Source organism: Epilithonimonas hungarica, assembly GCF_900102265.1.
GTDB lineage: Bacteria > Bacteroidota > Bacteroidia > Flavobacteriales > Weeksellaceae > Epilithonimonas > Epilithonimonas hungarica.
Genome location: NZ_FNBH01000002.1, coordinates 625,804 through 647,741, shown reverse-complemented (window position 1 = coordinate 647,741; position 21,938 = coordinate 625,804). Strand labels below are relative to the sequence as shown.

Below are 21,938 nucleotides of genomic sequence, written 5' to 3'. Positions count from 1 at the left end.
AAATGTTGTTTGAATGTTGAATCCCATAGCCCTGATGGGAACGGCATCCTTTTGCAAAAAACAGCCTCGGAATGAGTTGTTGGGTTTTTGCAAAAGATATAGTGGACAGCAGGTTCCCGGCTTCTAAAAAAATTAAAAACGACTGAGAATTCCCCAATGGATTTTCACTTCGTTGAATTTAAATGGATTGCCGATTTCGTTTCCGTTGGAAATTTGAAAACTCATCAAACCGACGGGAAGAAAAAAGTTGAATCCCAGGCCTACGCTGTAGAGTTTTGGCGTGATTCCCAGGGCTTTGTTGGACATTTGCCCATATTGCGCAAACAAATCGAAAAAGGCTTGGTCATTGACGAGATAACGGTATTCGGCACCAGCAAAGGCGTAAAAATCGCTGACGAGACTCTGCTCATTAAAACCCCGCATCGAGTTCCAGCCTCCAAACCGAAAAAGTTCGTTTGTAGATAATTCGTTTTTTGAACTGAGCAAAGCGGATTCTCCTTTGATGTTAAGAAAGTGATTTCCTGACAAATTGAAATTATGTTCCGCAAAGAGAAAATACCGGATCTGGTCAAATTTTTCCTGCGTATCATCATAAGTTGTCTTCAGGAAATCGGCTTCTATACGGATATTACTTTTGTTCATGAACAGCGGAATATCGCTCCCTTCCTGATACTGATAATAAACACCAATGCCTTTTTTACTGTAATCCCGACCACTCGTATACAGCGAATCCAAAATCGCAGAAGACTCGAAAGTTCCTTTGAGACCGAGTTTTTGTTTCGGAGAAAGATGATAATAAACTGCAGGCAGAAATTTGACGTTCGCAAAAGTGGAATCCTGTCGGAAAATGTTGACATTCACGTTCAAACCGACATTGCTCCCAAAAGTGTAAGGAATATCAGTCTGCATATCAAAAGTCTGACCTTTGTCGGGATTTCTCTGCCAATATATGCCGATGCTTTCGAAGCTGTTGAACATATTTTTCAGCATTACATTCAGTGTTCCGTTGACGGTAAATTTTTCAGTTTTGTCATTTCCGAAGCCAATCATCCCGTCAAAAGTATTGGTTTTTCGTTTTTGAGTGAATAGAAAAACCTGCGTAGAATCTTTGGTAAATAAGGTCTGCGGTGGTTTTTCCAATGACACAAACTGATGATTCTGCAAAGACTGGTTCATAGAAACCAGATTCTTATCATCGTAGTTTTTTCCGACATATTGTTTGTTGAGATTCTTAACGAATTGTTTCGGTAAACGAGTATAACCTTTGAAAACAATGCCGTCGATTTTCCTTTGTGAAGCAGGAACAACCGATATTTTTACCGAAGGAACTCCGTTTTCCATTTTCTGGAACTTGGTTTTCACACGATTGAAAGCGAAGCCTTTATCCCGATATTTTTGATTGATATTTTTCTTAAGCGAGTCTAGGTTTTTTGTATAAACCTCATTCTTCTGAAACTTCAAATCAGAAACTAAAGAATCTGAGAATTTGACATTGGCTTTGTTAAAGTTTGGGCCTTTGTCGTAATAGATCTCTGTTCGATTTTCGATTTTTTTGACGTCCTTCAGTTCTGTAAAAAAGTAAGAATTTTCTGCCAGAGAATCCAGAAATTTAACTGCTTTTGCTGAATCGGAAACGATTTTCTTTACTTTGGTTTCTTTGTCTATTAGCCAAAATTCTTTTGTTTGAGCATAAGAAAATATGCTCAGAAGTAACAAGAATATATAGAACAGCTTTTTCAAAATAAATATAAAAGGCTTTCAAAAATAAAAGCCTTAATTCTAAAACCGAAGTTAGTCCATTTTATTATACTTCTTCATCAGATTTTCGTAAGTATTCTGAGGAAGAATCCATTTGAGAGGAACGCCAATTTTCTGCCCGAATTTCCCGAAATAGTAATGTGCTTTCCATTTTGATTTCTGAAGAAGATTATCAACATAAACTGCAACATCCAAAGGCTCAGTTCCGTCGCCAACGTGGGAATTCATCAAAGCATAGACTTTCTCGAAGACATTTCTGTAAGGCTCAGACACTTTAGTTTTTACACGATTTTCCGCAATATTGGTTTTGATGTCGCCCAAATGAAGGGAACAAACGTGGATATTCCAAGGATAAACTTCGTAGCGCATTGCTTCCGTCACTTTGTCCAAAGCAGATTTGGAAGCGGAATAAAATCCACGGAAAGGCAATCCCATTTCGGAACCGATGCTGGAAATGTTGACGATTTTTCCGGATTTCTGTTCTCTCATTTTCGGAAGAACAGCCGTCATCATTTGTACAGAACCGATCAAATTGAGATTGAATAACTTCGTAATATCTTCTTTGCTTGAATCCTCAACTGCACCAACCATTCCCATTCCGGCATTGTTGATAAGCACATCGATTCTGGTTTCTGTTTTCAGGATTTCAGAAATGGCGTTGTCTATTTGTTCTTTCTCCGTAATATCTGTTGGAATCGAAACGAAATAATCGGAGCTTACGACTTTTCTGCTAAGTCCATAAACTTTGTTTCCTCTCTTTCCGAAATATTCTGCAAGTGCAAATCCAATTCCGGATGATGCGCCTGTGATAATGATTGTTTTTGACATTTAGAAATTAAAAGATTTTTTTGAATTAGGAATTTTGATTTCATTTTTCCCCATTTTATAGTCGCTCATTTTTATGAGTTTGGGAATTTTGTAAATGAATTCTTTATAGTAATTTTTAGGAACTTCTCTTTCGTAGCCGCTGTCACATTCAGAATATTGGTCATCGATAATAACTTTACCAGTTGAAAAATTGATTTCGTTGGAGAAATTAAATTCGCAGGTGTCATCAAATTTCGCCAAAGCACCAATCAGATAAAAATCACCGTTTTGGAATCTATAAGTATTTTTTGAAGTCACAGTATGACGGGAATTTGAGAAATAAGATTGAAAAATGATTAGGCAATTATTTTTAATACTCAATTCCAATTCATTACTTTCCGGATAAAATCCTTCTTTACTATCGAAAAGCAGATTAAAATTCTCTTGCCAAACTTTTAATTTACCATTAATATTTTTCAGAATGTAGAGTTTTCTTTCCAATCCATTAGAAATGTTATTGATGATTTTATCAGTATTAAAAACCATTACAATTTCCTCTTTTCCATCTTTGTCCAAATCACCTTTTACTTCAATGATTTTCTCATAACCTTTCGGAATTACAAAATCCTTCAATTCCTGAGATTGGAGAATCGAGAAAAAAATTAAGGTTAAGAAAGAAAAGAGATATTTCATTTTAAACTAGATAACTCTATTTAATTATTAATGATTTTGCACAAATTTTCTGACTGATTGTAAGGATTGCCATCTGTTTTTATGATTTTTGTAGCTATATCATTTGGAGCAAAGACAATACTTCTTATATGTATTTTCGGCTTTTTTCCTGTATAAGCACCATCTTTAATATTTGAAAATGACACAATCGTTTCATCAAAGTTGATTTGTGCAATCTGAATTGGGTTTCCGAATTTTTTTATAACATCATCTTTTGATATTCCAATTAAGCTGTCAGAATCAAATTTTTCCGCATACCTAACTTCATATACTTCTTTAACATTATTTTTAGAATCGAACTCAAAAGTCAAAAAGCTATAACTCTTATCTGTAATATTGTAACTGCTTAAATCAACACCTCCAGAGCAATCTATATAGATACTGTCCTTTTTATCTCGATAAAGAAATTTTGAATAAGATTCTATGTTTTCAGTCCTAAGAGGTTTTCCTAATTTACCAATAATTTCTTTCTTACTTTTTCCTAACAATTTATCATTGAATAAATCTTCGTCATATTTTTCTGAATAAACCGTATTGTATTCTAAATCTGCAGTTTCTATTCCTTCAATAGATTTCACAAATTTGTAGCCAGCGAAAATGACAAATAGTATTAAAATTACATAAAATAACTCTTTCTTCATCCTAGATATTAGTTGTCACTTCAGCAAAATCCTCCCAAAACTCAGGATAAGATTTCTCGACAACGTCTTCATTTTCGATATTCAGTTCTATAACCAACGCAAAAGGTGCAAAAGCCATTGCCATTCTGTGGTCGTTGTAAGTCGCGATAGAAATGTTATCTTCTGGCTCAATGAATTCACAAGATTCGATTTTATCAACCGTGATATGTGTTTTTCCACCGATTTTCAATAATTCATTTTGAAGCGCCACCAGTCGGTCGGTTTCTTTAACTTTTAAAGTATGAAGTCCAGTTATAATGAATGGAATTTTCAATGCCGTTGCTGTTACACAAAGGGTTTGCGCAATGTCAGGACAATCATTCATATCCAGAGAAATCAATTCAGGATATTCAAAAGCGGGTTCAGGTAATAATGAAATCGAATTTTCTGCATAATCAGAAACGGTGTTGATTCCAAAATATTTCCAGTAGATTTCTTTAATTATACTGTCACCTTGAAGAGAAAGTGTATGATAGCTTTTCAGAGTAATCGATTTTCTACCAATCGCAGACAATGAATAGAAATAAGAAGCAGAAGACCAATCGCTTTCCACTTCGTAATGTTCGGTTCTGAAATTATCAGAATGAGAAACAATTTCGATTGTGTTTTCTGCAAAATGGGATTTGATTCCAATTTCGTTCAGGATTTTCAGAGTCATTTCGAGATAAGGTCGGGATGTGATTTCGCCTTCCAATTCCAATGTTAAACCGTTTTCCAATTTTCCTCCAATTAAAATCAAAGAAGTCAAAAACTGACTGGAAACATTGGCCGAAATTTTAACCGAATTTTTCTGCAATTTCTTTCCGATGATCTGCAACGGCGGAAATCCTTCTTTTTCAAGATAAGTGATGTCAGCCCCAAGAGATTGAAGTGCATCTACCAAAGGTTTGATTGGTCGGTTTTTCATTCTGTCAGAACCTGTCAAAATGGTTTTCCTGCCTTCAAAAATGGAATAATAAGAAGTCAGAAATCGCATTGCAGTTCCAGCGTGGTGAATATCAATGGTTTCGGAATCTGATTCCAAAGCTTTTTTTAACAAAGTAGTGTCCTGAGAATTGGAAAGATTAAGCATGTCAATATTCCCAAACAATTTCCCTAAAATCAAAAGACGGTTCGAAATACTTTTCGAACCGGTAATTTGTATATTTTTTCCGTCTATTAATTCTGATTTTTTTAATATCATAGTTTTGTGAGATGTGAAAAATAAAAGGTAAAAGGTCAATAAAAACTTTTTGACTTCTTACATTTTACCTCTCACTATTTTAATTTTTCATTATTGGCGTGTCGGTCTTTGTCACGCTCTGTTTTAACTTTTAATTTTTTATCAAATGCTGACTGCAAATCCGTTCCTGTTTGATTCGCTAAACAAATTGTCACAAAAAGGACATCAGCCAATTCTTCGCCCAAATCTTTGGATTTGTCTGATTCTTTTTCAGATTGTTCACCGTATCTTCTGGCAATGATTCTGGCAACTTCGCCGACTTCTTCCGTCAGCATTGCCATATTTGTCAATTCATTGAAATAACGGACACCGATGGTTTTTATCCATTCATCAACCTGATTTTGAAGTGTTGTGATTTCCATTATTGATAAGCTCCTAAAGTTGCAGGATAAGTTCTGGTAATTCCAACAATATCTGTTGCTGTGATAGGTGTGTTTAAATTAGTTCCCTTGCTTCTTGCTTTAGAATTAGCTTTCACTCTCAAATTCATTTTCTGAGTAAAATAATTCTGAAATTCCGGATCTTCGTTGGCAGTATTAGTATTACCAATGGTCAACCCAGAATTAGATGTAAATTTCAATAATGAATTTCTGAACTCATATTGAAAAGTTAAGACATTTCCATTAGATTTATTAATTGTAATCATATCTGGTGTATCACCATAAATAATTGAATTATTGACATTCAATTCAAAATCTCCAATTTCAGGTTCTCCATTTTCATTTTCCCAAATATCACTTGCATAGATTCCCAAAGCAGACATCGAAGGATTCAGATTCCAGTAATTAGCAAGCGTACAATAATTAAGTGTATAATCTCCACCAGCAGCAATCGCAAGGTCAGCTTCACCACAGTTGTTCATAACAACATTATTCATTGTAAGTTGTGAATGAATTCCATAAATACCAACATTCTGAAAAGTATGGAAAATAGAATTGTTGATGGTTGCATCATTCTTTTTCAGCTGAAGACCTACGTTTCCACCAAAAACTCTTGCATAATTCATATTAAGAAGAGAGCCTTCTTCCATTTTGATGCCGTTCCAGTTGGCAGGAAGTGTATCATATTTGGTGTCACTTCTATCACCCCGGAAAATCACTTCTTCTCCTAAAGCTCCATTGACAGTTAAGCCAGAATTTTTCTCAAAATTCATTCCGCTGTTTTTTCGGAAATAGACTTTGGTTCCTTTTTCCATTGTTAAAGTTTTTCCTTCAGCAATCGTCAAATCTCCAAAAATGATTTTAGCTTTATTATTTGTCCAGGTTGTATTTTCTGAAATGATATTTGGATTTGTATCGGTTTTAATAAAATATTCTGCATCCTGAACCACGGAGAAAAGTGTCACTTTCTGTTCTCCAGCAGGTGTATTGAAAACCACTTTGTCTTCGGCAATAGCTTCCGGAGCATTTGCAACAGGCGCAATTTCTACGAAAACATAAAGACTATCTTTCTTTCTCAGAGCCACATTTTCAAAACTCGTTCCAACTTTCCCATCTACATTGATTCTGTAAAGCGAACCACTTCCACCTTCCAAAGCAATTCTTGGAATGAGAACATCCTTGTTTTCATTATTATAAACCTTTACAGCATAAGTTTCCGAACGCATTTGGTTGTAAACGGTGTCGCAAAAAACTGTGTCAGTAGAGAATCTCAAAAGTTGAGTGGGTGAATCAAAAGAAATATCATCACGATTACAGCCTGCTAATAGCAAAAGTGACCAAAATGCGATGCCAAGAAATATTTTTAGTTTCATTTAAATCGTTTAATCTTCAAAACTACAAAATTTAAATTTTTATTTTGTAAAAGCTAAAATTTTCTTAAATAATTTTAATAGTCACAAAAACTAACTAACATTTGTTAGTTTAATAAAAAAGTGTATTTTTGAATAAATCACATTCAATATACCCAAACTGAGAATAATGGATTGAATGTCAAATGTTTAAATATGCAAATCACTGAAAAACATTTTTTAAACAAAAAAATTAGCCTGACGGATTTACTAAAATCAGCTTATCGTCTGATGTTTACGGCGAAAACAATGACCGATTTGTTCGAGCAGGAAAAAAAGACAACATCAAAATATGTACACGCTACTTCCCGCGGACACGAGGCGATTCAGCTGGCATTGGGGATGCAGTTGTTGCCTCAGGATTTCGTGAGTCCTTATTATAGGGACGATTCTATTTTGCTTGGAATTGGAATCACACCTTACGAATTGATGCTTCAGCTTTTAGCAAAACGTGACGATCCATTTTCTGGCGGAAGAACTTATTACGCTCATCCAAGTTTAAGACGCGATGATTTTCCAAAAATGATTCACCAGAGTTCCGGAACAGGGATGCAGGCGATTCCAACAACTGGAATTGCTATGGGAATGAAATACAAAGAAGAAACAGGGATTGCCGAAAATCTTGACGAAAAACCAATTGCAGTCTGCTCACTCGGAGATGCAAGTTGTACAGAAGGCGAAGTTTCCGAAGCTTTTCAAATGGCAGCATTGAAACAATTGCCGATCCTTTATCTCATTCAGGACAACGAATGGGATATTTCCGCCAGCGCGGACGAAATCAGAGCGCAGGATATTACACAATATATGCAAGGTTTCAACGGCATCGAAACCAGAACCATTGACGGAACCGATTTTATTAAGTCTTATGAGGTCGTCAAAGAATGTATTAAAATCATCCGTGAAGAAAGACGGCCAATGCTAATTCACGCAAAAGTTCCATTACTCAATCATCATACTTCTGGCGTCAGAAAAGAATGGTATCGGGATGACTTGGAAGAATGTGCGAAGAACGACCCATTAATTAAATTAAGAAACAAACTTTCAGAATTCAGTATAGAAGATTCTGAAGTTGAAACCATAGAAAAAGAAGTTGCAGAACTCGTAAAAACTGATTTCGAAAATGCAGTTTTGGCAGAAGATCCAAAACCGGAAGATGCTTACAAACACGATTTTGCACCAACGCCAATTACTGAAGAAAAAGGAGAACGTTCCCCAAGAGGAAAAATCCCAACCGTAATGGTAGATTGCGCTTTATTTGCCATCAGAGAATTAATGACAAAACATCCGGAAGCCTTGTTATATGGTCAGGATGTTGGATTGAGATTAGGCGGGGTTTTCCGTGAAGCAATAACTTTGGCAGCGCAATTTGGAGAGAAAAGAGTTTTCAATACACCGATTCAGGAAGCGTTTATCGTAGGCTCAACGGTTGGAATGAGCGCAGTTGGATTGAAACCGATTGTCGAAGTCCAATTCGCAGATTACATTTGGCCCGGCCTGAATCAGTTATTTACAGAAGTTTCCAGAAGCTATTATTTGTCTAATGGAAAATGGCCGGTTTCGATGATTCTACGAGTTCCGATTGGCGCTTACGGAAGTGGTGGACCATACCATTCAAGTTCGGTGGAAAGTGTTTTATGCAATATCAAAGGAATCAAAATCGCTTATCCATCAACCGGTGCAGATTTGAAAGGTTTGATGAAAGCCGCTTTCTACGACCCGAATCCAGTTGTGATGTTAGAGCACAAAGGATTGTATTGGTCAAAAATCGAAGGAACAGCAAATGCAAAAACGATAGAACCGGACGAGGATTACATCATTCCGTTTGGAAAAGCAAGAGAAGTTTTGCTCTGCGAAAATCATCAGAACAAACCGACCTTAACCATCATTACTTACGGAATGGGCGTTTATTGGGCTTCGAATGCAGCGAAAGCATTTGACGGTCAGATCGAAATCATCGATTTAAGAACGCTCGCCCCGTTGGATGAAAACCGGGTTTTCGAAAGTGTTAAAAAACACAACCGATGTATCGTTTTGACAGAAGAGCCAGTGAATAATAGTTTTGCCCAAAGTTTGGCGGCGAGAATCAGTGAAAATTGTTTCAGACATCTGGATGCGCCTGTAAAAGTAGTTGGTGCAAAAAATCTTCCTGCGATTGCTATCAATTCCGAATTGGAGAAAGAGATGTTGCCGAACACAGATAAATTAATTAAAGAAATAGAACAATTGTTGAAATACTAAGTTCCATAGGAGCGAAATGTTTGTAGAATGATTTTTATTTGAAAAGGAACTCCGTAGGAGTGACACAGAATGACACAAGAGTTAACTATTAATAAGAAGATAAACAAAATCAATAAAAAAGAATTGATTTTGGCAGAAGCCGCAACGCTTTTCAAAGAAAAAGGTTTCGGCGGAACAAGTATGCGCGACCTCGCCGAAAAAGTGGGGATGGAAGCCGCAAGTATGTACAATCACATCAAATCAAAAGACGAAATTCTGGAACTGATTTGTTTCAAAATAGCCAATCAATACATTTCCCAGCTTCAGGAAATCGAGAATACGAACCAGACCTTTCAGGAAAAACTGAACGCCATCATCGGACTTCACGTTCAGTTGATTATTGAGGATTCGGCATCGGTTTCTGTTGCGAATAACGATTGGAAATATCTTTCCGAAGAGAAGAAAAATCAATACAAGCAAATCAGAAAGTCTTACGAAAAAAGCTTTGCGAATATCATAGAACAAGGAATGGAAAACGGCGAATTCAAAAAGATGAATGTTTCCGTCGCTCTTTTCACAATGTTGTCGTCACTAAGATGGATTGAACTTTGGTACAAACCAAGTCGCGACATCACACCACAGGAATTGGAAGAAGATTTGAAAACATTATTGATGCAAGGAATGCTAAAAGAATATAGAGAATAGATTGATAGATGATAGATTTGATAGAATTAATTTGTGAGCTTCGTTAAGTTTGCAGTTTATACTGAGCCTGTCGAAGTACCTTGTGTATCTTAAAATATTTTCAACAATGCCAAAAAAATCTTTGTGAACTTTGTGTTCAACTAATAAATGGTTTAAATATCAATAGAGGCGGGCTTTAGCCCGTCTGATAAATAGAAAAGTAATTTGGCTATAGCCAAATTTTATAAATCTTAGCTAAGCGTAAACGGCTTTGCGAACATAAAAACATATAGTTAATCAAAAAAACTTTGCGCACTTTGCGTTTAAAAATAAATGTCAGTAGTTTTTCACCCTTTAAAAGTAAAAAAAGTCAAGAAAGAAACACAGGATTGTGTTTCCGTGAGTTTTGATGTGCCTGCAGAATTATCAGAACAATTCAAATTCACGCAAGGACAATATTTGACATTCCGACAAATCAATGGCGAACAGGAGCTACGTCGTTCTTATTCGATTTGCGCAAGTCCGCACGAAAACGAATTGAAAGTTGCTGTAAAAAAAGTTCCCGAAGGTTTATTTTCTTCTTTTATGAATGAAAACCTGAAAGAAGGAGACATTTTGGAAGTGATGCCTCCAATGGGGAAATTCTACACGGAACTCAACCCCGAAAACAAAAAAATTTACGTTGCTTTTGCTGCTGGAAGCGGAATCACGCCAATTATTTCGATTATCAAATCCGTTTTGAAAAACGAGCCTCAAAGCCAATTTATCCTGATTTACGGAAATAAAAATAAAGGAACGATTATTTTCAAAGAAGAAATCGAAGCTTTGAAAAACCGTTTTATGGAACGATTGAGCGTTTATCACATTCTCAGCCGAGAAGTGGCAGATGCTGACTTGTTAAGCGGAAGGATCAATTCCGATAAAGCTGAATCTTTTCTTAAAAATATCATTCCGGCCGAAAAAATCGATGAGGTTTTCCTTTGCGGACCGGAAGAAATGATTCTGAGTGTGAGAGATACTTTAATCCAATCCGGCGTTGAGGCTAAGAAAATTCATTTCGAATTATTCTTCAGTGCAGCCTCAGCCGAAAAGAAAAAAGAACACGAGCTGGCTGTTAATAAATCCGATGATGATTTTAGTAAAGTCACTGTGAAATTGGATGCAACCGCTCTGAAATTAGATTTAGCTTACCACGGTCCAACTATTTTGGATGCCGCTTTGCAAAACGGAGCCGACTTGCCATACGCCTGCAAAGGTGGTGTTTGCGCCACTTGCAAATGCAAACTGGAAAAAGGCGAAGTCGTGATGGACATCAATTATTCCTTGGAACCGGACGAGATTGCCGCAGGATTTATTCTGTCTTGCCAGGCGCATCCGAGGTCGGAGGAAGTGGTTGTGAATTTTGATATTAAATAAAATAAAATAATAATTATGGCAGCTGTATCCGCCTTCCGCTCCCAATCTTTTTTGCAGACGCTTTGTCTTCAATTAGAAAACGAAGTAAAAGCAAAAAAGGATTTCCGCTCAAGTCGGGCTGCAGATTCGGTATAAAACAAGATTAAGTTATAACCACCAAGTTTGTCATTCCGTAGGAAACCTAACGAAGTGGTTCGACGAAGTCAATCTAAACCATTGAGATTTCTACGGAATGACAAAAAAACTTTGAAGTTTAATTCTTTGATGAGTTTTACGTCTTTGCGAACTTAAAAAACGGTAAAATAAATAAAAAACTTTGCGCGCTTTGCGTTTAAATAAAATTCCATTAAACCAAAACATTATGGAAACAACAGAAATCAACTTAGAAGAACATTTTCAGAATAAAATAGACAGCGAAATCCGCATCGAACCAAAAGACTGGATGCCGGACGCGTACAGAAAAACCCTGATTCGTCAGATTTCCCAGCACGCCCATTCCGAGATTGTCGGAATGTTGCCGGAAGCCAACTGGATTACACGCGCCCCAACTTTGAACCGGAAAAAAATTCTTCTGGCAAAAGTTCAGGATGAAGCTGGCCACGGCCTGTATCTCTATTGTGCCGCCGAAACTTTGGGCGTTACAAGAGACGAAACAATAAATGATTTACATTCCGGGAAAGCTAAATATTCCAGCATTTTCAATTATCCAACCTTGACTTGGGCAGATATGGGCGCAATCGGCTGGCTGGTAGATGGTGCTGCGATTCTGAATCAAGTGCCACTTTGCCGAGCTTCTTACGGACCTTATGCCAGAGCGATGGTTCGGATTTGCAAGGAAGAAAGTTTCCACCAGAGACAAGGTTACGAGCTGATGATGAAACTTGCACAAGGTTCGCCGGAGCAGAAAGCAATGGCTCAGGATGCGTTCAACCGTTGGTGGTGGCCGACGTTGATGATGTTCGGACCCAAAGACGCCGAATCTGGAAATACAGAAATGTCAATGAAATGGCGAATCAAACGATTCACCAATGACGAGCTGAGACAGCGTTTCGTAGACGTTTCCATTCCTCAGGCAGAATATCTGGGTCTGACGATTCCCGACCCAGACCTGAAATTCAATGAAGAAACCGGCCATTACGAATTCGGAGAAATCGATTGGGATGAGTTTTGGAAAGTGGTCAAAGGCAACGGCGCTTGCAATAAAGAACGTGTCGAAACCCGCAAAAAAGCCTTCGATGACGGCGCTTGGGTAAGAGAAGCCGCAACCGCTTACCACGAGAAAAGAAAATTAAGAGAAGAACAAAACAGAAAAACAGTTTAATATAAGCCGGCAGATTAAAGTCTATCATCTCTAATCTATCCGTCTCTAATCTGAAATATTATGCAAAATACAGAATGGCCACTTTGGGAGGTTTTCATCAGAAGCAGACAAGGCCTCGACCACAAGCACGTCGGCAGTCTCCACGCGGCAGATGCTGAGATGGCAATCCAAAACGCACGTGATGTTTACACCAGAAGGATGGAGGGCGTCAGCATTTGGGTGGTAGAATCCAAACACATCCACGCCACAAATCCCGACGATTCCGAGGCATTTTACGAACCTTCGGAAGACAAAGTTTACCGCCATCCCACGTTTTACCACGTTCCGGAGGAAGTGAAGAATATGTAATTATTATGGCAGCTATTTCCGCCTTCCGTTCCCAATCTTTTTGCCCAGCTTTTCCAGCCACAAAAAAGGATTTCCACTCAAGTCGGGCTGCAGATTCTACATAAAAATAGATTTCGTTATAACCACGCAGTTTGTCATTCCGTAGGAAACCTAACGAAGTGGTTCGACGAAGTCAATCTAGACTGTTGAGATTCCTACGGAATGACAAAAAACTTAGAAGTCTAATTCTTTGATGAGTTTTACGTCTTTGCGAACCTTAAAACATTGTAATAAATAAAAACTTTGTGCGCTTTGCGTTCAAATTAAACATAAAATGGAAAAAAATAAAAACAACTGGCTCAATTATCTCCTGCACCTCGCAGACACAAGCCTCATTCTCGGACAGCGTCTTTGCGAATGGTGTGGGAAAGGTCCAGTCTTGGAACAGGATATTGCCTTGTCAAACATCGCTTTGGATTTGTTGGGAGAATCTTCCAACTATTATCAATATGCCGTTGAGATTCAGAATGAAGGAAAAACCGAAGACGATTTGGCCTTCCTAAGAAACGAGCGTGATTTCAAGAATCTGTTGTTGGTAGAAAAAGAAAACGGACATTTCGGAGACACGATTGCGAGACAGTTTTTCTTCGATGCTTATCATCATTTATTATTGACAGAACTGAAACACCATTCAGATTTGAAACTCGCTTCCATCGCAGAAAAGTCTTTGAAAGAAGTAACCTATCACTTAAAATGGAGTAGCGAATGGATGATTCGATTAGGCGACGGTACAGAAGAAAGCCACAACAAAATCCAAAAGTCAGTTAATGATTTGGTGGATTTCACAGACGAAATGTTCATTCCTACAAACTGGGAATTAGAATTAATTGAACAAAACATCATCCCAGACATCAGAATCTTCCGAACAAAATGGGAAACCAAAGTTCTTGAAATCCTGAACGAAGCCACATTGTCCATCGATTTCGAAAAATCAAGAAAACTGACAGGCGGAAAAGACGGAAAACATACCGAGAAAATGGGTTACATCTTAGCAGAAATGCAAATAATGCAACGCACTTATCCAAATATGGAATGGTAGATTTATAAGAGAAATGACAATGACTCAATCTTGTCAAGCCACGTAGTGGCTTAATGTTAATAGCGTCGGGTGAAACCCGATGTAAAAATGACCAAAATGAAGAGAGCCCTGAAGGGGCGACACAATTATTAGCCTTTGTAATAAAAATGACAATCACGGAAAATGACATCTGGCAAATCTTAAAGGAAGTTCCTGACCCGGAAGTTCCGGTTCTCAATCTTTTGGATTTGGGAATCATCCGCGATGTGCGATTCAATGATGACGAAATCGAAGTGGTAGTGACACCAACTTACTCCGGTTGTCCTGCCACATCGATGATTAATATGTCGATTAAATTAAAACTGATTGAAAAAGGTTTCAACAATATTAAAATAACAAACCAATTAAGTCCGGCGTGGACAACCGATTGGATGACTGAAGAAGGAAAACAAAAACTAAAGGCTTACGGCATTGCACCACCTGTCTATTCAAAAAATAGTGATGAATTATTTTCCAAAACAGATGAGGTAGAATGTCCGCTTTGCAGTTCAAAACACACCCATTTGGTAAGTCAGTTTGGTTCCACAGCGTGCAAGGCATTATATCAATGTGATGATTGTAAAGAACCTTTTGATTATTTTAAATGTCATTAATTTGGTTGATGGTTGTTAGTTGATAGTTGTTTGATTTAAATTAAAACGAAAAAAAAAGTCATTGTACTTTTTACATCATACATTTTACAATTAAAAATGAAAATAGGAATAGTCGGTAGCGGAGCAATGGGAAGTGGAATAGCACAGGTTTTGGCAACAGCCGGAAACGAGGTTTTGTTGTACGACAGCAATCCAACTGCCGTAGAAAAAGCAGGACAAAACCTCGAAGCACAGTTTCAGAAATTGGCCGAGAAAGGCAAAATGACATTCGAGGAAGCGGAAACTTATTTTGATAAGATTCGATTGAGTGATAAATTATCCGAATTAAAAGACTCAGAATTAATTATCGAAGCCATTATTGAAGAGTTGGAAATCAAAAAAGATTTGTTCCAAAAATTGGAAAGTCTGGTTTCCGAAGATTGCATTTTGGCGACCAACACGTCATCGTTATCCATTGCATCCATTGCATCGGCTTGTCAGAAACCGGAACGTGTGATTGGGATTCATTTCTTCAATCCTGCGCCGTTAATGGCTTTGGTTGAGGTTATTCCTGCTGTTCAAACGGATAAAAATTTAGCTTCACAAGTGAAAAACTTAGTAGAAAGCTGGAAAAAACTTCCGGTGATTGCAAAAGATACACCCGGTTTTATTGTGAACCGCGTCGCAAGACCATTTTACGGAGAAGCCATCCGGATTTTGGAAGAAGGAATTGCTGATTGTGCAACTATAGATTTTGCAATGGTAAGTTTAGGCGGATTCAAAATGGGACCATTTCAACTGATGGATTTCATTGGTCACGATGTGAATTACAGAGTTACGGAAAGTGTCTTCAAAGAATTTTTCTACGACCCGAGATTCAAACCGTCATTTACCCAAAAACGATTATTTGAAGCTGGTTATTTTGGAAGAAAGTCAGGAAAAGGATTTTATGATTATTCTGAAAATGCAGAACAATCTGAACCAAATGAAAATCCTGAATTATTAGAATTAATCTTCAAAAGAATCTTGGTAATGTTGATGAATGAAGCCGCAGATGCTTATTTCTTAAACATTGCTTCCGCAGAAGACATCGATTTGGCAATGACAAAAGGCGTGAATTATCCAAAAGGATTACTGAAATGGGCAGACGAATTTGGTTTAGAAAATCTTCAGAACGAGCTTGATGAACTTTATAATTTCTACCACGAAGACCGCTACAGATGCAGTCCGATTATTAGAAACTTAATAAAACAGAATAAAACTTTTTATTAATAATATTTTGAACCACATAGACACATAGTTTTTTATAAAGTTTAAATAGTTCACGCAAATTATTTCTTCTCTAACTTTTAAAATTTAATCCTTAACTCTATGTGTCTATGTGGTTAATTAAAAATTTACAATAACTAAATCATTTATCGATTATCATTAATCAATCATAAAAAATGAACAACGCATATATAATAGATGGCATCCGAACGCCAATTGGAAAACTGAAAGGAAGTTTATCTTCCGTTCGTCCCGATGATATGGCGGCTTTTGTCATCAAAAAATTATTGGAAAGAAATCCGAGCATCGACCAAAGTAAAATCTACGATGTCGTTTTAGGTTGCGCCAACCAAGCCGGCGAGGACAACCGAAATATCGCAAGAATGTCAGCTTTGCTTTCCGGTTTGGATTATCACGTGCCTGGCGAAACGGTGAATAGACTTTGTGCTTCTGGTTTGTCGGCGGCGATTAATGCAGCGAGAGCCATTCAGGTTGGCGATGCAGATTTGATGATTTCTGGTGGTGTGGAAAATATGACGCGCGGACCATTGGTGATTTCAAAATCTGAAAACCCGTTTGGTGGTGATTCAAAAATCTACGACACGACTTTCGGCTGGCGGTTCGTCAATCCGAAAATGAAAGAAATGTATGGTGTGGATGCAATGGGCGAGACAGCAGAAAATCTGGCTGAACGTGACCAAATTTCCCGTGAAGACCAGGATTTGTTTGCCTTTAATTCTCAGCAGAAAGTGAGAGTTGCTCAGGAAAGCGGAAGATTGTCGCAAGAAATTGTTCCGGTCAATATTCCTCAGAGAAAAGGCGAAGATTTGATTTTCGATAAAGATGAATTCCCGAAAAACGATACAACATTGGAAGGTTTGTCAAAATTAAGAACAGCTTTCAAAAAAGACGGAACGGTAACAGCAGGAAATGCTTCCGGATTGAATGACGGCGCAGCTGTAAATTTATTAGCTTCGGAAAATGCGATTAAAGAATTTGGATTAACGCCAAAAGCAAGAATAGTTTCCAGCGCGGTTGTCGGTGTTGAACCAAGATTGATGGGAATTGGTCCTGTAAAAGCAGCTGAATTAGCATTGCAAAAAGCAGGATTGACATTTAATGATATTGATATTATTGAATTAAATGAAGCATTTGCTGCACAAAGTTTAGCTTGCATCAGAGCTTGGGGATTGGATGACAACGACTCGCGAATCAATCCAAACGGCGGCGCAATCGCACTCGGACATCCACTTGGAATGAGTGGAGCAAGAATCCTGAATTCAGCAATGTATGAACTTCAAAACCAAAATAAAAAATATGCCATGGCAACGATGTGTGTTGGGTTGGGACAAGGTTTTGCGGTGATTATTGAGAAAGTTTAAATCAGACCAATAGATGATAGACGAATAGAAAACAGACATTTTAAAATCTATCATCTATCCGTCTATTATCTCTAAGTCTAAAAATTAAAATTATGCAACTAGAAAATTACGCGCTCGGCAGATGGACAAAAGGAGAGGGAGAAGGGCAGGCTTTATATAATTCCATCAACGGTGATTTGGTGGCAACAGCGACTTCCAAAGGTTTGGATTTTGCGGAGATGATGGATTACGCCAGAAAAGTTGGCGGTCCGGCTCTTAGAAAATTGACTTTCCAGGAAAGAGGATTGATGCTGAAGAAACTAGCTTTTCATCTTTTGGAAAAGAAAGAAACGTTCTATAAAGTGAGTTGGGCAACCGGCGCAACCAAAGCTGACAGTTGGGTTGACATTGAAGGTGGCATCGGAAATCTTTTTGCGAATGCATCACTTCGAAGACAATTTCCTGATTTACCTTATTATATAGATGGCGATGCAGTGAAACTTTCCAAGGAAGGAACTTTCATTGGTCATCATATTTGCACGCCGAAACGTGGGGTTGCAATTCATATCAATGCATTTAATTTTCCGGTTTGGGGAATGTTGGAGAAAATTGCGGTCAATCTTTTGGCTGGCGTTCCGGCAATCGTAAAACCTGCAACCGCAACAAGCTTTTTAACAGAAGTTGTCGTTAAAGAAATCATCGCTTCCCAAATTTTACCCGAAGGAAGTCTGCAACTGATTTGTGGTTCAGCCAACGGAATCTTGGAAAGTGTGACGAGCGAAGATGTCGTGACTTTTACAGGTTCGGCTTCCACAGGGAAAATGCTAAAGTCTCATCCAAGAATTCTTGAAGAATCTGTGCCTTTCAATTTGGAAGCCGATTCTTTGAATGCAATGGTTTTAGGCGAAGATGCAAAACCAGGAACAGCGGAATTTGATTTGTTCATTAAAGAAGCCGTTCGTGAAATGACGACCAAAGCTGGACAAAAATGTACGGCGGTGAGAAGAATTTTAGTGCCTATTAATTTGGTTGAAGATGTTCAGATTGCGCTTGGACAAAGACTTTCAACCGTTGTCATCGGCGACCCGAATGTCGAAGGTGTGAGAATGGGCGCTTTGGCAAATAAAGACCAGGTGAAGGAAGTTTCCGAGAAAGTACAGGAATTATCCAAAACTCAGGAAATCGTTTTTGGGAATGTGGATGATTTTGATGTGAAAGGTGCGGACAAAAGCAAAGGCGCTTTCATTTCCCCGATTTTATTCCTTAATTCAGACCCTTTTAAATATACAGATTGCCATAATATTGAGGCTTTCGGACCAGTCAGTACCATTATTCCTTACCATAATATCGATGAAGCGATTGAGCTGGCGAGAATGGGAAAAGGTTCGCTTTGCTGTTCTGTTGTGACGGCTGACGACGATTTTGCAAGAGATTTTGTCATCGGTGCTGCATCGATGCACGGCCGGATTTTAATACTCAATTCCGATTGCGCGAAAGAAAGTACAGGTCACGGTTCGCCTTTGCCAATGCTGGTTCACGGCGGACCGGGAAGAGCTGGCGGAGGCGAGGAAATGGGCGGGAAACGTGGCGTTCTTCATTATATGCAACGCACGGCAATCCAAGGTTCGCCAACGACTTTGACCAACATTACGCAGCAATATCAGTACGGCGGAAAACAGTTTGAGGACAATATTCATCCCTTCAGAAAGCATTTTGAAGAACTGAAAGTCAGTGAAACTTACATCACGGCGAAACATACCGTTACCGAAGCAGATATTACGAATTTTGCCAATGTTTCCGGTGATAATTTCTATGCACATATGGACGCGACATCTTTGGAAGGAACGATTTTCGAAGGTAGAGTAGCGCACGGATATTTCATTTTGAGCAAAGCGGCGGGATTATTTGTTGACCCGAGAAAAGGTCCTGTTTTGCTTAATTACGGTTTGGACGAATGCCGTTTCGTGAAACCCGTTTATCCGGGAATGACGATTGGCGTGAAGTTTACCTGCAAAGAAAAAATCAGTCAGGAAAAACGGGATGAAGACGATATTGCCAAAGGAATCGTCCGCTGGCTCGTGGATGTTTATGACGAAACCGGAGAAACTGTGGCGATTGCTACGATTTTGACGATGGTGAAAAAACTTAATCAAGAATAAATTAAGAAACAAAAGAAAAGAATAAAGATAAAAGATTGCGATTCGAAATTTTTATTCTTTCAATTATTTAATATTTAAAAATGGAAGCATACGTAAAATCAACCATAGAAAACGGAATCGGAACCATCGAGTTTTTTCATCCGCAAAGCAACTCGATGCCGAGTTCTCAACTTAAAAATCTGGTAGAAGAAATCAATAACCTTGGAAAAAATGACGATGCAAAAGTCATCATATTAAAAAGTGCTGGCGAAAAAGCCTTTTGTGGAGGTGCTTCTTTTGACGAATTGATTTCAATCAAAGATTTCGAAACGGGAAAAACATTTTTCTCAGGTTTTGCCAACGTCATCAACGCTATGCGAAAATCTCCGAAACTCATCATCGCAAGAATTCATGGAAAAGCTGTGGGAGGAGGAGTTGGAATTGCCTGTGCTGCTGATTATACTTTTGCTACGGAAAATGCTTCTGTCAAACTAAGTGAATTGGCGGTCGGGATTGGACCTTTTGTTATCAGTCCGGTTGTAGAAAAGAAAATCGGAACTTCCGCTTTTGCTCAATTAGCCATCAACGCAACTGAATTTTACTCTGCTGAATGGGCAAGAGAAAAAAATATGTTCCAGGATATGTACGAAACGACGGAAGAAATGGATGCTGAAATCCAAATTCTTGCAGAGAAACTAGCAGCTTCAAACCCAGAAGCAATGTTCGAACTGAAAAACATTCTTTGGAAAGGAACAGAGCACTGGGACCATCTCTTAACTGAGCGTGCGGCGGTCAGCGGACAATTGGTTCTGTCGGAGTTTACAGTGAATGCCATTAATAGTTTTAAAAATAAATAATTGCCAACAAAAAGCCTTTCAAATTCTGAAAGGCTTTCGTTTTATTCTTTGATGATTTTCTGAGTGATATTCTCTTTGTCCGTTTTGATTTTCACAAGGTAATTTCCTTTTGGCAAGTTAGAAATATTGACTTCTTTTATTGTTTTATGGAAGCGAAAATAATATTTTTTTATTGAAAATTTTACAACAAATAAAATCCCTTTCAAATCTGAAAGGGATTTTCTCCATTTAAGGGATTAAGTTGCTGATCCGACTCATAACTTAATTTTCTGAAACATTCTCATCATTATTAGTTTCTAATCTTGGAGCGTTCTGCCGATGAGAGCAGAAATTGCTAACTATTATATATGAATTTGTGTCTGTATCTTCTTGTACAAAGATATTATAATACACACGTGTGGAAACAGAGCAGAAATTACCAATTTTATGATTAAGTATTTATACGGAAATGTTTTTGAATCAATAAAAAAGCTTCATCAATACATTTTTGATGAAGCTTTAAAAATATGAAGCAGGTCTGTCTTATTTTTGCTTTAAAAAAAATGATCGCTAGATTCTAATATTACCGATTTTTTATTGGTTTTATTTCTGGATCTTGTGACACAAAAAACATTTTCTCTTGTTTGTATTACTTCAAATGAGCTGTAAGCCGTTCCAATAGAAACAAATGGCTTTGCCGTAAAAACGCCTCTCGGCGTTCTGATCATCGCTGAAACCTGAACGATAGGACAGATTCCCCGTTTTTCTGATTCCCAATTAGTATTTGGTTTCACAAAAAAATAATGACTGGAACAAAAGACAGTCATATAAGAGATCTCGCCTGAGATGATATAATTGGTAGAGTTTATTATTTCTATTGGGGAAGACATATTGTAAAAAATTAGATAATTGTTTTTTTACATTTTCATACTTCAAAGAAATAATAAAAAATAATCCTGTATTAGAGTAAAAATACTGAATTTTTAGGAACTATAGTTTAATTGAAACAGAATGGATGTTATTAATAACGGCATAGATAACAATCCCTACCGTGTTTTTGGCGCCAATCTTGTCAAGGATCCGTTGGCGGTGGCTTTCCACAGTTCTGGGACTTAGGAACAATATATCAGCGATCTCCTGATTGGTCTTTTCCTGGCAGATCAGTTTTACAACATCTATTTCTCGGTTGGTAAGCGTTTCTTCGTTTTCAAATAATGATTTTTTTCGGGAAGGGGTATTCATATAAGATAGAAGCATTTCATGATCTTCTTTTGTAAAATACATTCCGTTCTGGTCAACTGCTTCTATGGCTTCTATAAAAGTCTTTTTATCAGAGTTTTTTGGAAGAAAAGCAGAAACGCCCAGTTTGATCATATAACCAAGAACACTGCTCTTGTAATGCGAAGAAAGGATAATGATCTTTAGGTTAGGATAGTTTTTTTTCAGGATTTCTACGAGTTCGAATCCATCCATAGGTTGCATCTGTACATCGATCATGGCGATATCCGGAAAATCAGTGGCGCCTATTGTCTCCAAATGTTCCAAAATCTCTTTACCAGAAGTGGCGGCAAAATCTACAGAGATATTTGTTTGTGCAGCAAGCAGCATTTTGATTCCTTCCAGAATGAGCTGTTCATCATCCACCAAAACAATTTTAATTTTTTCACTCAT

General features: G+C 37.8%; 21 protein-coding genes. 11 read left to right on the top strand and 10 right to left on the bottom strand.

What is annotated here, in order from left to right:
* Nucleotides 1-132 precede the first annotated feature (132 nt).
* From BLT30_RS10155 to BLT30_RS10125, 7 genes are all read right to left on the bottom strand, one after another.
* Nucleotides 133-1,740: a BamA/TamA family outer membrane protein gene (locus BLT30_RS10155; RefSeq protein WP_175487173.1), complete on the bottom strand. Its 1,608-nt coding sequence runs from the start codon at nucleotides 1,738-1,740 to the stop codon at nucleotides 133-135.
* Nucleotides 1,741-1,791: 51 nt separating this feature from the next.
* Nucleotides 1,792-2,586 carry an SDR family oxidoreductase gene (locus BLT30_RS10150; RefSeq protein ID WP_089873425.1) on the bottom strand — a complete coding sequence of 265 codons (795 nt, stop codon included), beginning with the start codon at nucleotides 2,584-2,586 and terminating at the stop codon, nucleotides 1,792-1,794.
* On the bottom strand, nucleotides 2,587-3,258 hold the full coding sequence (locus BLT30_RS10145) for a hypothetical protein (RefSeq protein ID WP_089873424.1): 672 nt from the start codon (nucleotides 3,256-3,258) through the stop codon (nucleotides 2,587-2,589).
* A gap of 20 nt (nucleotides 3,259-3,278) precedes the next feature.
* Nucleotides 3,279-3,938 (bottom strand): hypothetical protein, encoded by a 660-nt coding sequence (locus BLT30_RS10140; RefSeq protein ID WP_089873423.1) that lies wholly within the window; start codon nucleotides 3,936-3,938, stop codon nucleotides 3,279-3,281.
* Between the two features lies 1 nt (nucleotide 3,939).
* Nucleotides 3,940-5,160: a 3-phosphoshikimate 1-carboxyvinyltransferase gene (locus tag BLT30_RS10135; RefSeq protein WP_089873422.1), complete on the bottom strand. Its 1,221-nt coding sequence runs from the start codon at nucleotides 5,158-5,160 to the stop codon at nucleotides 3,940-3,942.
* A 74-nt stretch (nucleotides 5,161-5,234) separates the two neighbouring features.
* Nucleotides 5,235-5,561 (bottom strand): nucleotide pyrophosphohydrolase, encoded by a 327-nt coding sequence (locus BLT30_RS10130; protein WP_089873421.1) that lies wholly within the window; start codon nucleotides 5,559-5,561, stop codon nucleotides 5,235-5,237.
* Nucleotides 5,561-6,952: a hypothetical protein gene (locus tag BLT30_RS10125; RefSeq protein ID WP_089873420.1), complete on the bottom strand. Its 1,392-nt coding sequence runs from the start codon at nucleotides 6,950-6,952 to the stop codon at nucleotides 5,561-5,563. The genes BLT30_RS10130 and BLT30_RS10125 overlap by 1 nt, the downstream gene beginning before the upstream one ends.
* Before the next feature lie 192 nt (nucleotides 6,953-7,144).
* On the opposite strand from BLT30_RS10125, the gene BLT30_RS10120 reads away from it, so the two are divergent.
* From BLT30_RS10120 to BLT30_RS10070, 11 genes are all read left to right on the top strand, one after another.
* Nucleotides 7,145-9,226: an alpha-ketoacid dehydrogenase subunit alpha/beta gene (locus BLT30_RS10120; RefSeq protein WP_089873419.1), complete on the top strand. Its 2,082-nt coding sequence runs from the start codon at nucleotides 7,145-7,147 to the stop codon at nucleotides 9,224-9,226.
* 69 nt (nucleotides 9,227-9,295) lie between these two features.
* Entirely contained in the window at nucleotides 9,296-9,910 is a 615-nt protein-coding gene (locus BLT30_RS10115) for a TetR/AcrR family transcriptional regulator (protein ID WP_089873418.1), read from the top strand.
* A 312-nt stretch (nucleotides 9,911-10,222) separates the two neighbouring features.
* Nucleotides 10,223-11,305 carry a 1,2-phenylacetyl-CoA epoxidase subunit PaaE gene (paaE, locus tag BLT30_RS10110; RefSeq protein WP_089873417.1) on the top strand — a complete coding sequence of 361 codons (1,083 nt, stop codon included), beginning with the start codon at nucleotides 10,223-10,225 and terminating at the stop codon, nucleotides 11,303-11,305.
* A 361-nt stretch (nucleotides 11,306-11,666) separates the two neighbouring features.
* On the top strand, nucleotides 11,667-12,626 hold the full coding sequence (gene paaA / locus BLT30_RS10105; RefSeq protein WP_063970554.1) for a 1,2-phenylacetyl-CoA epoxidase subunit PaaA: 960 nt from the start codon (nucleotides 11,667-11,669) through the stop codon (nucleotides 12,624-12,626).
* Between the two features lie 60 nt (nucleotides 12,627-12,686).
* Entirely contained in the window at nucleotides 12,687-12,974 is a 288-nt protein-coding gene (paaB, locus tag BLT30_RS10100; protein ID WP_063970555.1) for a 1,2-phenylacetyl-CoA epoxidase subunit PaaB, read from the top strand.
* A gap of 313 nt (nucleotides 12,975-13,287) precedes the next feature.
* Entirely contained in the window at nucleotides 13,288-14,052 is a 765-nt protein-coding gene (gene paaC / locus BLT30_RS10095; protein WP_089873416.1) for a 1,2-phenylacetyl-CoA epoxidase subunit PaaC, read from the top strand.
* A 146-nt stretch (nucleotides 14,053-14,198) separates the two neighbouring features.
* On the top strand, nucleotides 14,199-14,684 hold the full coding sequence (gene paaD, locus BLT30_RS10090; protein ID WP_089873415.1) for a 1,2-phenylacetyl-CoA epoxidase subunit PaaD: 486 nt from the start codon (nucleotides 14,199-14,201) through the stop codon (nucleotides 14,682-14,684).
* 96 nt (nucleotides 14,685-14,780) lie between these two features.
* On the top strand, nucleotides 14,781-15,935 hold the full coding sequence (locus BLT30_RS10085) for a 3-hydroxyacyl-CoA dehydrogenase NAD-binding domain-containing protein (RefSeq protein ID WP_089873414.1): 1,155 nt from the start codon (nucleotides 14,781-14,783) through the stop codon (nucleotides 15,933-15,935).
* 173 nt (nucleotides 15,936-16,108) lie between these two features.
* Nucleotides 16,109-17,314: a 3-oxoadipyl-CoA thiolase gene (pcaF, locus tag BLT30_RS10080; protein ID WP_089873413.1), complete on the top strand. Its 1,206-nt coding sequence runs from the start codon at nucleotides 16,109-16,111 to the stop codon at nucleotides 17,312-17,314.
* Nucleotides 17,315-17,406: 92 nt separating this feature from the next.
* Complete coding sequence (gene paaZ / locus BLT30_RS10075; protein ID WP_089873412.1) at nucleotides 17,407-19,452, top strand: phenylacetic acid degradation bifunctional protein PaaZ; 2,046 nt, start codon at nucleotides 17,407-17,409, stop codon at nucleotides 19,450-19,452.
* Nucleotides 19,453-19,532: 80 nt separating this feature from the next.
* The gene (locus tag BLT30_RS10070) at nucleotides 19,533-20,288 is read left to right on the top strand and encodes an enoyl-CoA hydratase/isomerase family protein (RefSeq protein WP_089873411.1); all 756 of its coding nucleotides are present in this window, start codon (nucleotides 19,533-19,535) and stop codon (nucleotides 20,286-20,288) included.
* A gap of 41 nt (nucleotides 20,289-20,329) precedes the next feature.
* Here the strand turns inward: BLT30_RS10070 and BLT30_RS18475 are convergent, their stop codons facing one another.
* The 3 genes from BLT30_RS18475 to BLT30_RS10055 all read right to left on the bottom strand — a co-directional run bounded on the left by BLT30_RS18475 (nucleotide 20,330) and on the right by BLT30_RS10055 (nucleotide 21,938).
* Entirely contained in the window at nucleotides 20,330-20,494 is a 165-nt protein-coding gene (locus tag BLT30_RS18475) for a T9SS type A sorting domain-containing protein (protein ID WP_089873410.1), read from the bottom strand.
* 327 nt (nucleotides 20,495-20,821) lie between these two features.
* Nucleotides 20,822-21,157: a hypothetical protein gene (locus tag BLT30_RS10060; RefSeq protein ID WP_089873409.1), complete on the bottom strand. Its 336-nt coding sequence runs from the start codon at nucleotides 21,155-21,157 to the stop codon at nucleotides 20,822-20,824.
* A 100-nt stretch (nucleotides 21,158-21,257) separates the two neighbouring features.
* Nucleotides 21,258-21,938 (bottom strand): response regulator transcription factor, encoded by a 681-nt coding sequence (locus BLT30_RS10055; RefSeq protein WP_089873408.1) that lies wholly within the window; start codon nucleotides 21,936-21,938, stop codon nucleotides 21,258-21,260.

Bases quoted from the DNA above. Each gene is read 5' to 3' on its own strand.
- BLT30_RS10150 (WP_089873425.1), bottom strand. From the start codon at position 2,586: ATGTCAAAAACAATCATTATCACAGGCGCATCATCCGGAATTGGATTT.
- BLT30_RS10145 (WP_089873424.1), bottom strand. From the start codon at position 3,258: ATGAAATATCTCTTTTCTTTCTTAACCTTAATTTTTTTCTCGATTCTC.
- BLT30_RS10140 (WP_089873423.1), bottom strand. From the start codon at position 3,938: ATGAAGAAAGAGTTATTTTATGTAATTTTAATACTATTTGTCATTTTC.
- BLT30_RS10135 (WP_089873422.1), bottom strand. From the start codon at position 5,160: ATGATATTAAAAAAATCAGAATTAATAGACGGAAAAAATATACAAATT.
- BLT30_RS10130 (WP_089873421.1), bottom strand. From the start codon at position 5,561: ATGGAAATCACAACACTTCAAAATCAGGTTGATGAATGGATAAAAACC.
- BLT30_RS10125 (WP_089873420.1), bottom strand. From the start codon at position 6,952: ATGAAACTAAAAATATTTCTTGGCATCGCATTTTGGTCACTTTTGCTA.
- BLT30_RS10120 (WP_089873419.1), top strand. From the start codon at position 7,145: ATGCAAATCACTGAAAAACATTTTTTAAACAAAAAAATTAGCCTGACG.
- BLT30_RS10115 (WP_089873418.1), top strand. From the start codon at position 9,296: ATGACACAAGAGTTAACTATTAATAAGAAGATAAACAAAATCAATAAA.
- paaE (WP_089873417.1), top strand. From the start codon at position 10,223: ATGTCAGTAGTTTTTCACCCTTTAAAAGTAAAAAAAGTCAAGAAAGAA.
- paaA (WP_063970554.1), top strand. From the start codon at position 11,667: ATGGAAACAACAGAAATCAACTTAGAAGAACATTTTCAGAATAAAATA.
- paaB (WP_063970555.1), top strand. From the start codon at position 12,687: ATGCAAAATACAGAATGGCCACTTTGGGAGGTTTTCATCAGAAGCAGA.
- paaC (WP_089873416.1), top strand. From the start codon at position 13,288: ATGGAAAAAAATAAAAACAACTGGCTCAATTATCTCCTGCACCTCGCA.
- paaD (WP_089873415.1), top strand. From the start codon at position 14,199: ATGACAATCACGGAAAATGACATCTGGCAAATCTTAAAGGAAGTTCCT.
- BLT30_RS10085 (WP_089873414.1), top strand. From the start codon at position 14,781: ATGAAAATAGGAATAGTCGGTAGCGGAGCAATGGGAAGTGGAATAGCA.
- pcaF (WP_089873413.1), top strand. From the start codon at position 16,109: ATGAACAACGCATATATAATAGATGGCATCCGAACGCCAATTGGAAAA.
- paaZ (WP_089873412.1), top strand. From the start codon at position 17,407: ATGCAACTAGAAAATTACGCGCTCGGCAGATGGACAAAAGGAGAGGGA.
- BLT30_RS10070 (WP_089873411.1), top strand. From the start codon at position 19,533: ATGGAAGCATACGTAAAATCAACCATAGAAAACGGAATCGGAACCATC.
- BLT30_RS10060 (WP_089873409.1), bottom strand. From the start codon at position 21,157: ATGTCTTCCCCAATAGAAATAATAAACTCTACCAATTATATCATCTCA.
- BLT30_RS10055 (WP_089873408.1), bottom strand. From the start codon at position 21,938: ATGAGTGAAAAAATTAAAATTGTTTTGGTGGATGATGAACAGCTCATT.